The sequence below is a fragment of the Streptomyces sp. TN58 genome, from assembly GCF_001941845.1.
In the GTDB taxonomy this organism is placed as follows: Bacteria; Actinomycetota; Actinomycetes; order Streptomycetales; family Streptomycetaceae; genus Streptomyces.
The window spans coordinates 3,722,566-3,735,021 of the sequence record NZ_CP018870.1 but is presented as its reverse complement, the minus strand read 5'-3'; the positions used below and the strand labels follow the sequence as shown (position 1 = coordinate 3,735,021).

The following is a 12,456-nucleotide window of genomic DNA, read 5'->3' as shown; positions in this document are numbered from 1 at the left end:
CATGGAGCATCAGGTGTTCGTGCCGGTACCGGCAGACGACCTCCGCGCCGTGCTGCGCGACCCCGCCCGGGTGGCCCGATGCGTACCGGGACTCCAGCAGGACGCCGACACGGGCGTCGGACCGCTCTCCGGCCGGCTGAAGGTGCGGGTCGGCGGCAGCACCGTCACCTACCGGGGATCCGCGGCCGTCACCGAACAGGACCCCGGCCACTTCGCCTTCGAGGGTGAGGGCACGGAGGTGCGGGGCAGCGGCACCGTGAAGTTCTCCCTCGGCCTGCGGCTGACCCCGGCCGCCGACGGCACCCGGCTGGACTTCACCGCGCTGGCCACCGCCGACGGACGCGCCGCCTCCTTCGCCCCCGACGCCGCGGCGACCGCCCTGCGCAGGATCCTCGACCGGGCCGCCCGCCAACTGGTCGCCGGATCCGTTACCAGCGACCCCGTCGCCGAGGCCGAAGCCGCGGAGGCCGCCGGGGCCGCGGAGGCCGACGACGTGGAGGCCGACGACGTGGAGGCCGAGGGCGAGGCCGAGCCCGGTGACGACATCACCGAGGTCAGCGCCTCGGTCTTCGAGACCGAGGTGCCGCCCCCGTCCCTGGATCCCGCCTTGGACCCGTTCCTGGCCGGCGACTTCGAGGACCTCGACGCCAACGGAGCCCCGCGGCCGCCGGCCGAGGCCGCCCACGCCCGCCGCACCATGATCGGCCGCAGCGCCGAGGAGGTGGACCACGCACCCCCGCGCGGCCGGTACGCCCCCGTTCCCGCACCGGCCGCCGCCGCCCCCGGCGACAGCCTGCGCTGGATCGCCCCCGCCGCGGCGCTCGCACTCGCCTCGGCCGTCGTCATCGGCCGGGCCCTGCGCCGCCGCCGCTGACCGGCGGCTGGGACGAGCCCGGTATGTGCGGCCGGACAGCCCTTAGGGGTGTCGTCGAAGTCCCGTCTGGGTGGCGGGGTCCGGTGTGCACGCTCGCCGCGTTGTCGTCGGTCGCCGACGCCCGCGTCGACTCCCTCCTCCGAATCTTGCGAGCGCACGCACCGGACCCCGCCACCCCCGCCCTCACGGGCGGCCGACGCTACTTCGACGACACCCCCTAGGGTCGGGCGCATGAGTACGCAACTGAGCGTCGGCGGCACCGAGGTGACTGTTGACCAGGAGAACGGCTGCCGGATCGGCAGTCTGCGCATCGACGGGACCGAGCTGCTGCGCCAGGGGCCGCGGTACGGGGCCTTCCCGATGGTCCCGTGGTGCGGCCGGATGAAGGACGGCCGGTTCCACGACGGCGCGACCGTGCACCAGATGCCCCTCGACCATCCGCCGCACGCCCTCCACGGCCTGGGCCGTGACGCTCGCTGGCGGCCGGCCGGCGCCACCGCCACCGAGGCCGCCTTCACCTACGACCTCACTGACCCGTGGCCGACGCCCGGCCGGGTCACCCAGGTCGTCACGCTCGCCGAGGACTCGCTGACCCTCACCATGGGCGTGGAGACGTACGGGGACTCCTTCCCGGCCCAGGTCGGCTGGCATCCCTGGTTCCTGCGCGACCTCGGCGGCCAGGACGTGGAGCTGTCCTTCGACCCCGCCTGGCAGGAGGAGCGCGGCGCCGACCACCTCCCCACCGGCAAGCGCATCGACCCGCGGCCCGGCCCCTGGGACGACTGCTTCGGCATGCCCGACGGCGTCGACGTCACCCTCACCTGGCCCGGCGCGCTGGAGCTGCGTATCACCAGCCGGTGCGAATGGGTGGTCGTCTACGACGAGCAGGCCGAAGCCGTCTGCGTCGAGCCGCAGTCCGGCCCGCCGAACGGGATCAACACCGCTCCGCGCCTGGTCACCCCCGTTGACCCGCTGGAGGTCTCCACGACCTGGACATGGCGCAGGCTCGGCTAGCCCGCAATTAAGCTCGTCGGCATGAGTGACGTCAACGAAGCAAGGCCGGCAGGCACACGGGATGCGCTTCTCCAGCAGATCAAGGACAAGGCCGTTGTGCACGGCAGGGTGACCCTCTCCTCCGGCAAGGAGGCCGACTACTACATCGACCTCCGCCGGATCACCCTCGACGGCGAGGCGGCCCCGCTGGTCGGCCAGGTCATGCTCGACCTCACCGCCGAGCTCGACTTCGACTGCGTCGGCGGCCTGACCCTCGGCGCCGACCCGGTCGCCACCTCGATGCTGCACGCCTCCGCCGCGCGCGGTCAGCGCCTGGACGCCTTCGTCGTCCGCAAGGCGCAGAAGGCCCACGGCATGCAGCGGCGCATCGAGGGCACCGACGTGAAGGGCAAGCGCTGCCTGGTGGTCGAGGACACCTCGACCACCGGCGGGTCCCCGCTGACCGCCGTCGAGGCCGTCCGCGAGGCCGGCGGCGAGGTCGTCGCCGTGGCCACGATCGTCGACCGCGGTGCGGCCGACGCGATCGCCGAGGCGGGTCTGCGCTACCTCACCGGTTACCGCCTCGATGACCTCGGGCTGTCCTGACCGGCCACCGCGACAACGGGCCGCAAAGGCCCTCGGCCGCCCTTGAGGCCGGTCTGACCTGGCCTTTCCCAACGGCCCGGGATGTTTCACGTGAAACATCCCGGGCCGTTCGCCCACCACGTGAGACAGGCGGGCTGGACCCTTGCGCGGAGTCTGGAAAGATAGGCGCGACGATGACGTCGCCCCCAGGTCAGGGCCCGCAATAAGCACACTCCCCGCACATCCAAGGAGCGGACAGATGCCCATCGCAACCCCCGAGGTCTACAACGAGATGCTCGACCGGGCGAAGGCAGGCAAGTTCGCCTACCCGGCCATCAACGTGACGTCGTCCCAGACCCTGCACGCCGCGCTGCGGGGCTTCGCGGAGGCCGAGAGCGACGGCATCATCCAGATCTCCACCGGTGGTGCGGAGTTCCTGGGTGGCCAGCACAACAAGGACATGGTCACCGGCGCCGTCGCCCTGGCCGAGTTCGCGCACATCGTCGCCGCCAAGTACGACATCACCGTCGCCCTGCACACGGACCACTGCCCCAAGGACAAGCTCGACGGGTACGTACGTCCGCTGCTGGACATCTCCGCCGAGCGCGTCGCCCGCGGTCTGAACCCGCTCTTCCAGTCGCACATGTGGGACGGCTCCGCCGAGACCCTGGCCGACAACCTGGCCATCGGCCAGGAGCTGCTCGCCAAGGCCGTCGCGGCGAAGATCATCCTTGAGGTCGAGATCACCCCGACCGGCGGCGAGGAGGACGGCGTCAGCCACGAGATCAACGACGAGCTCTACACCACCGTCGAGGACGCGATCCGTACCGCCGAGGCCCTGGGCCTGGGCGAGAAGGGCCGCTACCTGCTGGCCGCCTCCTTCGGCAACGTCCACGGCGTCTACAAGCCGGGCAACGTCGTCCTGCGCCCCGAGCTCCTCAAGGACCTCCAGGCCGGTGTCGCCGAGAAGTTCGGTAAGGCCTCGCCGTTCGACTTCGTCTTCCACGGCGGTTCGGGCTCCACGGCCGAGGAGATCGCCACCGCGCTGGAGAACGGCGTCGTGAAGATGAACCTGGACACCGACACCCAGTACGCCTTCACCCGCCCGGTCGTGGACCACATGTTCACCAACTACGCCGGTGTCCTGAAGGTCGACGGCGAGGTCGGCACCAAGTCGAAGTACGACCCGCGCACCTGGGGCAAGGCCGCCGAGGCGGGCATGGCCGCGCGTGTCGCCGAGGCGTGCGCGAACCTGCGCTCCAGCGGCACCAAGCTGAAGTAGCCGACGGCTGCCGCTTGAAGTAGCCGACGGCTGCCGCCGCGGCAGCAGTCGGCCCCCAAGGCCCGGCCCGTCCTCTCGCAGGACGAGGCCGGGCCTTCCGCCTGCCCCCGCCGGCCCGTGGCCGCCGCCCCGGCGCGGCTCCCGAGGGCTGCGCCCTCCACCCCGCCGCTCCCAGGGCCTCCGCCCCCGGGCCGGGGCTGACCAGAGGATGGCGGGTTCCGCGGATACCACCCCGGCGCGCCGCCGCCCCCGAGTCCTCCACCCACGGCGGGCCGGGCCAGGGGATGGCGGGTTGTGCGGATCATCGCCCTGGCGTGCCGCTGACGCCCGGGTCCCGCGTGGCCACGCACTGGGCGTACCGCCCGAGGGGCCGCGCCCTCCACGCCCGCAGCGCCACTGCCCTGGGGGCTTCCGCCCCCGGCGGGCCGGGCGGAGCCAGGGGACAGCGCGGGTTTTGCGGATCACCGCGCCCCGCTGTCCGGCGCAGCCGAGGTCCCGCGTGGCCTCCGCCCCCGGCGGGGCACCCGAGGGCCGCGCCCTCCCCCGGCCGCGGGAGGGCCGCGCCCTCCCCCGGCCGCGCCGTGGCCTCCGCCCCGGGCCGGGGCTGACCAGAGGACGGCGGGTTCCGCGGAGCCCTGGCGTGCCGCTAACGCCCGGGTTCGCGTGGCCACGCACTGGGCGTACCGCCCGAGGGCCGCGCCCTCCACGCCCGCAGCGCCACTGCCCTGGGGGCCTCCGCCCCCGGCGGGCCGGGCGGAGCCAGGGGACAGCGCGCGTTTTGCGGATCACCGCGCCCCGCAGTCCGGCGCAGCCGAGGTCCCGCGTGGCCTCCGCCCCCGGGCCGGGGCTGACCAGAGGACGGCGGGTTCCGCGGATACCGCCCCGGCGCGCCGCCCCCGAGGGCCCGGCCCTACGCCCCCGAGGTCCTGCACCCGCCGGGCCGGGCGGAGCCAGGGGACAGCGCGGGTTTTGCGGATCACCGCACCCGGCAGACTGGGGGCATGTCCATTCACCAGAACCTCCTCGGGGGCCCCGCCCCCACCCACCTCCCCGACGAGCCCGGCCGGGAGGCCATCGCCGCCGGCACCCCGGCCGTCGAGGTCGCCGCCGCGCACCCCACCTCCTCCCTCGCCTGGGCGGTCCTCGCCGACGAGGCCTTCGCCGCCGGCAGCACGGTGGAGTCGTACGCCTACGCCCGTACGGGTTACCACCGCGGTCTCGACGCGCTGCGCCGCGCCGGGTGGAAGGGCCACGGCCCGGTCCCGTGGGAGCACGAGCCGAACCGTGGCTTCCTGCGCGCCCTGCACGCCCTGGCCCGCGCCGCCGAGGCGATCGGCGAGAAGGAGGAGTACGAGCGCTGCACGACCTTCCTGCGCGACTCGTCGCAGACGGCCGCGGACACGCTGAGCGCCTGAGGCCGTACAGCGGGGAGTGGCGCGCGGGCTTGTCGTGTGGTCTGCGTCACTCCCCGCTGGAGCGTCGGCGTGGCGGCGTCCTATGATGCGGGCAGGGGACCGGGGCTCCACTCACCTCACGGAAGGAGCGGACCGCTACCCGGAAGCACGTGTCGAGGAGACAGCGATGTCGAACACCCTTGATGCCTCCGGAGTCGGCGGGGACACCCCGAACCTCGACTTCGACGGCACGACCCCGTACGAGGACTACGTCCAGGCGGACGTTCTCACCCACCTCCAGCAGCTCCGCTCGGACGACCCGGGCGAGATGGTCTTCCTGGTCACCACCCAGGTCATGGAGCTGTGGTTCACGGTCATCGTCCACGAGTGGGAAACCGCCGCGAAGGCTCTGCGCGAGGACCGCATCCCGGTCGCGATGGACGCGCTGAAACGTTCCCTTCGTGAGCTGGAGGCCCTCAACGCCTCCTGGCGCCCGCTCGCCCAGCTCACCCCGGCGCAGTTCAACTCCTACCGCGGCGCCCTCGGTGAGGGTTCCGGTTTCCAGTCGGCGATGTACCGCCGGATGGAGTTCCTGCTCGGCGACAAGTCGGCGTCCATGCTCGTCCCGCACCGGGGCGCGCCGCGCGTCCACGCGGAGCTGGAGAAGGCCCTCCAGGAGCCCAGCCTCTACGACGAGGTGCTGCGCCTGCTGGCCCGCCGCGGCCTTCCCGTCCCGGAGTCCGTACTGAACCGCGACCTGTCGCTGCGCTACGAGGCCTCTCCCGAGGTCGAAGCCGTCTGGACCGCCCTGTACGCCTCCCCGGACGAGAACCTGGACCTCCACCGCCTCGGCGAGGTCCTCACCGACGTCGCCGAGCTCGTCTGGCGCTGGCGCAACGACCACCTGGTCGCCACCCGCCGCGCGATGGGCGCGAAGACCGGCACCGGAGGCTCCGCCGGCGTGGCCTGGCTGGAGAAGCGCGCGACGAAGAACGTCTTCCCGGAGCTCTGGACGGCGCGCAGCCATGTCTGACACGTCCACGGACCGCGCCCCCGAGCTGTCCGGCCGTGCCACGGAGCCGCCGGGTGGCGCCGCCGACCTGCCGGGTGGCGCCGCCGACCTGCGTGACCGCGCCGCCGCCCTGGACGCCGCCGACGAGCTCGCGAAGCTGCGCGAGCGCTTCGTCCTGCCCGACGGAGTCGTCTACCTCGACGGCAACTCGCTCGGCGCACTCCCGGCCGGTGTCGCCGCCACCACCGCGGACGTCGTCGCCCGCCAGTGGGGCGAACTCCTGATCCGCTCGTGGGAGGAGAGCGGCTGGTGGACCGCGCCCGAGCGGACAGGCGACAAGATCGCCCCTCTGGTCGGCGCCGCCGCCGGCCAGGTGGTCGTCGGCGACTCCACCAGCGTCAACCTCTTCAAGGCCCTCGTCGGCGCCGCCCGCCTCGCGGCACCCGGCCGGACCAGGATGCTGGTCGACGCCGCCACCTTCCCCACCGACGGCTACATCGCCCAGTCGGCGGCCCGGCTGACCGGGCTGACCGTCGTCCCCGTCGATCCGTCGCACGCGGCGGAGGCGATGGACGCGGACACCGCCGTGGTCCTCCTCAACCACGTCGACTACCGCACCGGCCGCCTCCACGACCTGCCGGCCCTCACGGCGGCGGCCCGCGCCGCCGGCGCGGTCACCGTGTGGGACCTCTGCCACTCCGCGGGCGCCCTGCCCGTGGGCCTGGACGCGCACGGCGTCGACCTGGCGGTCGGCTGCACGTACAAGTACCTCAACGGAGGCCCCGGCGCCCCCGCGTACCTCTACATAGCCACCCGTCACCAGGACGCCTTCGACTCGCCCCTGCCCGGCTGGAACGGCCACGCGGATCCCTTCGCGATGACCCCGGCCTACGAGGCGGCGCCGGGCGCGAGCCGCGCTCGCGTCGGCACACCGGACATCCTGTCCATGCTGGCGCTGGAGGCGGCACTCGACGCCTGGGACGGCGTCTGTGTCGAGGCGGTGCGCGCCAAGTCCCTCGCCCTGACCGACTTCTTCCTCGAATGTGTGGCGGCGTACGTCCCGCAGGGCCTGGTCGAACCGGTCACCCCGGCCGAGCACGAGCACCGCGGCAGCCAGGTCTCGCTGCGCACCGGGAACGCCCGCGAGGTCATGGGTGAGCTCATCTCCCGGGGCGTCATCGGCGACTTCCGCGCACCGGACGTCCTTCGCTTCGGCTTCACCCCGCTCTACGTCGGATTCGCCGACGTGGAGCGCGCTGCGCGCACGCTGGGTCACATTTTCGGGTGACGCGGTAGCGAAACGTCACATCGCAGGGCGGGCGGGGCCACGGCTCCGTCCGCCCTGTCGTATTCCGGGCCCTGCACAGAACCGCCCGTTCCAGACTGATACGGTCCCGCTCTGCCGGAACACCGGAACATCTGTCCCCGCTGTCCCACGCGTTACCGAAAGGTTGAGCCGATGACGGACCCCGCCGCCGTGGAACGGGACGCCGCCGAGGCCGCCTCGGCCTTCGCGCATCCGGCGGTGGCCCCGGACGCCACGGCCGCGTACGGGCAACACCCCGACCACGTCGTCGACTTCTACGCCCCGCGCGGCGAGAGCGCGGACCCGGTGCCGCTGGTGGTGGTCCTGCACGGCGGAGCGTGGCGGGCGCCCTACGACCGGCAGCACATCACCCCCTTCGCGGACTTCCTGGCCCGGCGCGGTTTCGCCGTAGCCAACGTGGAGTACCGGCGTGGCAGTTCCCTGCCGCACCAGAACGCCGAGGCGCCGGTGGCCGGGCGCTGGCCGGAGACCTTCGACGACGTCGCCGCCGCGATGGACGCGCTTCCGGGCCTCGCCGCGACCGCCCTGCCGCAGGCCGACGTCCGCCGCGTGGTCGTCACCGGCCACTCGGCGGGCGGCCACCTCGCGCTGTGGGCCGCGGCCCGGCACGTCCTCCCGTACGGCTCCCCGTGGCGGCTGACCGCCCCGCCGATGCTGCGCGGGGTGGTGGCGCTGGCGCCGATCGCCGACTTCGCGGTGGCGGAGGAGCTGGGCGTGTGCGGCGGCGCGAGCGCGCAGCTGCTGGGCGGCGCGGACCACTGGGAGGAGCGGCTGCCGTCCGCCGACCCGGCGTCCCTGCTGCCGACGGGCATCGCCACAGCCGTAGTCCAGGGGCGGGACGACATCGTGGTGCCGCAGCAGGTGTCCGAGGCGTACGTGGCGGCGGCGGCCAAGGCGGGCGAGATGGTGGGGCTGACCCTGCTCGACGGCGTGGGCCACTTCCCGCTGATCGACCCGGCGGCGGACGCCTGCGCGGTCGTGGCGGAGGAGATCTCCCAGCTGGCCTGGTAGCGGAAGCTGCCGTCCTGGCGCCGGCGTTGACCAGGCATGAGACACCTGGCCGAGTCGGCCGGCCCTCTCGGTAATCTGATCACTTGATCACTTGATCACTTGACCAGTTGGTGTCGGAAAACAGAACAAAATGGGGGGACCGGTGCGCAGTCGCCGTCTCGTGATATCCGTCGCCGTCATCGCGGCAACCCTTGGTCTCGCGCCGGGCATCGCCCAGGCCGCGGAGCCGGTCGCGCCGGGGGTGAGCGCACCCGCCGTGGACCTGGCCAAAGCCGCGGCACCGAGCCTGAAGACCTTCAAGAGCCCCGCGGAACGATCCGTACGCACGGCCCTGCCGGGCGCCAAAGGCGGCGTCGCCGCCCAGCAGGCGGCCGGCAACCCGGACCTGGCCCTCGTCCTGAACGCCGCGGCCACCACGGCCCACGCGTTCGACCTGGAGACCACCGTCATCAGCGCCGACTCCACGCTGAAGGTCACCGTCGACTGGGGCGACGGCAGCACCGACGGCCTGGACGCGTACGGATCGACCGTCCTGAAGAGCAGCCACACCTACGCGGAACTCGGCGAGTACACCGTCAAGGTCACCGTCACGGACGCGGCCAACCAGGCCGAGGTCGCCAACACCTTCCAGCTCCAGACCGCCGGCTCGGACTTCGTCGCGTACGCCCCGACCCGCCTGCTGGACACCCGCAACGGCACCGGCGCGGTCCAGGGCAAGGTCGCCCCGTACGGCTCGACCCGGGTGAAGGTCGGAGGCAACGGCGGGATACCGGAGGGGGTCACCGCCGTCGCCCTCAACGTGACCGTCACCAACACCACCAGCGCCGGGCACATCACGGCGTTCGCGGAGGGCACCGAGCAGCCGACCACCTCGAACGTCAACTTCGAGGCGGGCCAGACCGTCCCGAACCTGGTGATCGTGCCCGTCGGCAAGAACGGCTACGTCGAGCTGGCCAACCGCGGCTCGCAGTCGGTCGACCTCATCGCGGACGTCACCGGCTACTTCACCCGGACCGAGGCCGGCGGCTACACCCCGGTCACCCCGGTCCGGTTCGTCGACACCCGCGAGGGCCTGGGCACCGCCCGCGGCCAGGTGCCCGGACAGCAGACCTTCGGCACCCGGATCGGCGGCCTGCGCGGTGTTCCGGAGGGCGTCACGGCCGTGGCGCTGAACGTGACGGTGACCAACCCGAGGGAGGCCGGCCACCTGTCCGTCTTCCCCGGCGGCGGCACCGTCCCGATCACGTCGAACGTGAACTTCACCGCGGGCCAGACCGTCGCCAACGCGGTGATCGTGCCCGTCGGAAAGGACGGCAGCATCAGCGTCCGCAACGGCGCCTGGGCCGGCACGGACGTGATCGTCGACGTCGTCGGCTACTACAGCCGCGACAGCAAGGCCTCCTACATGCCGATCACGTCGGTCCGGCTCCTCGACACCCGCGACCCCCGCTGGCCCCACGGCCCGATGCAGGGCCGCGGCTACGTCTGGCAGGCGCTCTCCGCGGACGAGCCCGGAATCGCCGGGTACGTGCTGAACACCACCGTCACCAACACCGCCGGCACCGGCTTCCTGTCGGTCGCCCCGGACCCGAACACGCGGGACCAGTACCGCAACGGCCAGCAGGTCTTCCCCGCGCGCCCCACCGCCTCGACCCTGAACTGGACGGCCGGCAAGACCGTCCCGAACCTGGTCCAGGCGGGCGCCGGGAACAACGGCATCGTCGACTTCTGGAACCAGGGCTGGGACAACGCCGACCTCGTCGTCGACATCTTCGGCTACTACGAGAGCAACTGACCGTACGAGAGCAACCGACCGCAACCGGTCCACCGCCGAGCGCCCCAGGACGGCCTGCCCCGGGGCGCTCAGTGCTCGGGCGGTCTCGGCCTGCCGCCGGGCGCCAGGTGCTCCACCAGCTCGGCCAGGTCCTCACAGACCTGCTCGATCCTCAGCCGTACGTTGTTCTGCTCGGTGACCAGCGCGGACAGCAGCAGTCCGGTGAGGGCGGCCGCGCCGTTGAGCGCCTGAAGGTTGACCATGAGTTCCAGCAGGCCGTAGTCGACGAACGGTCCGACGTGGTCGTTCGCCGCCGAGATCGCCAGGACCGAGATCAGCAGCGCGCACGGCGCGCTCCCGGCGAGCTGGAAGCGTACGGCCGCCCAGATCAGCAGCGGGAAGACGAGGAAGAGGACCGACAGGTGGCTGCGGGTGGCCACGAGGGAGACGATCACGGATGTGACCGTCAGGGCCGACGCCTCGACCAGCCGGTAGTCGTCCCGGGGCAGCCGGGCCCGGCGCAGTACGAGCAGCAGCGGGGTCAGTACGAGCACCCCCATGGCGTCCCCGGCCCACCAGGCCGACCACACCGGCCAGAAGCCGCTCCACGGCAGGTCGCCGGTGAGTACGAGGCTGCAGGTACCGGCCGTCGAACTGATCAGCATCGGCAGCAGGCCGCCCAGGAAGACCAGCGCCAGCGCGTCGCGCAGCCGGTCCATCTCCAGCCGGAAGTCCACCCGGCGCAGCATCAGGTAGGCGCACACCGGCGCGAGGGTGTTCCCCGCGATGATGCCGACGTCGCTGAGATCGAAGTCGCTGATGCGTTCGATGGCGAGGTAGGTGCCGAGGGAGATCCCCGGCCAGACCCGCGGGCCCAGCCAGAGCAGGGCGGTCAGCGCGATACCGGTGGGCGGCCACAGGGGGGTGACCTGGGCGTCGTCCACGGTCACGCTCTGGCGCAGGCCGATCCGGCCGCCGAGGTAGTAGGCGACGGCGACGACGAGGATCAGCACGAGTACTTCGGCAGGCCGCCGCCATCGTCGCCATCGCTCGGTGCGCACTACAGCATCAGACAACAGCCTGCGGGCCGGGGTGGGGCGTGACACGCGCTATGCGGGGTCATGGGGTGCCGGTGCCGGTGCCGGTGCCGGTCGCCGGTCCCGGTCCCGTTGCCGTCCCGTTCCCGGGCTCGCGCCCCGCCTCCGGCTCCGGGCCGGCCGCCTGAGCGGGTCCGGCGGCGTCGTGGCTGAGGACGAGCACCGCGGCGTCGTCGGCGTGGCCCGTCGAATCGGCCACCTTCATCACCTCGGCGGCGAGCTCGGCGGGGTCGGTGCCCGCCGCCTCCCGGACGACCCGCAGCACCCGCTCCAGCCCCACCTCCAGTGGAAACCTCGGGCCCTCGACCACGCCGTCGGTGAGCAGCACGATCGATCCGGCCTCCGTGAGCCGCCGCCGGGTCACCGCGTACGCCGACCCCGGCACGAGGTTCAGCGGCAGTCCGCCGTTGTCCTCGGCTATCCCGTACTGGCCGTCGACCGTGGCCCACACCGCGGGGACGTGGCCGGCCCGGGCGCTCTCCAGCTCCCACGTGTCCGGGTCGAAGCGGAGCAGGCTGCACGTGGCGAAGAGGTCGCGGTTCATCGAGAGCAGCACCTCGTTGGCGCGGCTCAGCACCTCGCCGGGATCGACGACCACGGCCGCCACGGCGCGCAGGCAGATCCTGACCTGCCCCATGAAGGCGGCCGCGTCGACGTCGTGCCCCTGCACGTCGCCGATGCAGAAGGCTAGCGCGCCCTCCGGCAGCCGGAACCCGTCGTACCAGTCGCCGCCGATGTCCAGGCCGTGCCGGGCGGGCGAGTACCGGGCCGCCGTACGCAGCCCCGGCAGGCAGGGCAGCGTGGTGGGCAGCATCTCGCGCTGCAGGGCCTCGGCCAGCTCCACGCGGGCCTGCTGGAGCTCCACGCCCTGCCGCGCCTGCGCGGTCAGTCGGCCGAGCATGCTCAGCAGGTCGGCGCTGGCCACCCGAGGGGGACGGCGCCGGCTCATGGAAGGCTCCGACGATGGTGCATCCATCCCTGCTTCCGCCGCCCGAAAGGACGAGCCCATCATATTTCCGCCGACCCGCACCCCGCCCGCCGAGCCCGGCGGCGGACACGCAGAAGGGGCGGTGCGCCGTACGGCGCACCGCCCCTTCGTGCCGCTGC

At 73.0% G+C, this 12,456-nt stretch carries 11 protein-coding genes; 9 read left to right on the top strand and 2 right to left on the bottom strand.

All coding sequences use genetic code 11. From position 1 onward, the window contains the following. The first annotated feature begins 1 nt into the window (after window position 1). The 9 genes from BSL84_RS16875 to BSL84_RS16835 all read left to right on the top strand — a co-directional run bounded on the left by BSL84_RS16875 (window position 2) and on the right by BSL84_RS16835 (window position 10,273). Window positions 2–874 (top strand): SRPBCC family protein, encoded by an 873-nt coding sequence (locus BSL84_RS16875; protein ID WP_075970656.1) that lies wholly within the window; start codon window positions 2–4, stop codon window positions 872–874. A gap of 231 nt (window positions 875–1,105) precedes the next feature. After that, window positions 1,106–1,888, top strand: coding sequence for an aldose epimerase (locus tag BSL84_RS16870; protein ID WP_075970655.1), 783 nt, complete (start codon window positions 1,106–1,108; stop codon window positions 1,886–1,888). A 21-nt stretch (window positions 1,889–1,909) separates the two neighbouring features. Beyond that, entirely contained in the window at window positions 1,910–2,473 is a 564-nt protein-coding gene (pyrE, locus tag BSL84_RS16865) for an orotate phosphoribosyltransferase (protein ID WP_030031671.1), read from the top strand. 238 nt (window positions 2,474–2,711) lie between these two features. Then, window positions 2,712–3,734, top strand: coding sequence for a class II fructose-bisphosphate aldolase (gene fbaA, locus BSL84_RS16860; protein WP_030031672.1), 1,023 nt, complete (start codon window positions 2,712–2,714; stop codon window positions 3,732–3,734). A 1,001-nt stretch (window positions 3,735–4,735) separates the two neighbouring features. Then, entirely contained in the window at window positions 4,736–5,149 is a 414-nt protein-coding gene (locus BSL84_RS16855; RefSeq protein WP_030032952.1) for a DUF3151 domain-containing protein, read from the top strand. Between the two features lie 166 nt (window positions 5,150–5,315). Then, a complete protein-coding gene (locus BSL84_RS16850; protein ID WP_030032954.1) occupies window positions 5,316–6,161 on the top strand; it encodes a tryptophan 2,3-dioxygenase family protein in 846 nt (281 codons plus the stop codon). Further along, entirely contained in the window at window positions 6,154–7,428 is a 1,275-nt protein-coding gene (gene kynU / locus BSL84_RS16845; protein ID WP_079273220.1) for a kynureninase, read from the top strand. The genes BSL84_RS16850 and kynU overlap by 8 nt, the downstream gene beginning before the upstream one ends. Before the next feature lie 171 nt (window positions 7,429–7,599). Beyond that, on the top strand, window positions 7,600–8,478 hold the full coding sequence (locus BSL84_RS16840) for an alpha/beta hydrolase family protein (RefSeq protein ID WP_045320874.1): 879 nt from the start codon (window positions 7,600–7,602) through the stop codon (window positions 8,476–8,478). 142 nt (window positions 8,479–8,620) lie between these two features. Beyond that, a complete protein-coding gene (locus BSL84_RS16835; RefSeq protein WP_159393525.1) occupies window positions 8,621–10,273 on the top strand; it encodes a PKD domain-containing protein in 1,653 nt (550 codons plus the stop codon). Window positions 10,274–10,341: 68 nt separating this feature from the next. Here the strand turns inward: BSL84_RS16835 and BSL84_RS16830 are convergent, their stop codons facing one another. Both BSL84_RS16830 and BSL84_RS16825 read right to left on the bottom strand, forming a co-directional pair. Beyond that, window positions 10,342–11,313: an MASE1 domain-containing protein gene (locus BSL84_RS16830; protein WP_234308293.1), complete on the bottom strand. Its 972-nt coding sequence runs from the start codon at window positions 11,311–11,313 to the stop codon at window positions 10,342–10,344. Window positions 11,314–11,371: 58 nt separating this feature from the next. After that, the gene (locus BSL84_RS16825; RefSeq protein ID WP_079273219.1) at window positions 11,372–12,298 is read right to left on the bottom strand and encodes a PP2C family protein-serine/threonine phosphatase; all 927 of its coding nucleotides are present in this window, start codon (window positions 12,296–12,298) and stop codon (window positions 11,372–11,374) included. Window positions 12,299–12,456: the final 158 nt, after the last annotated feature.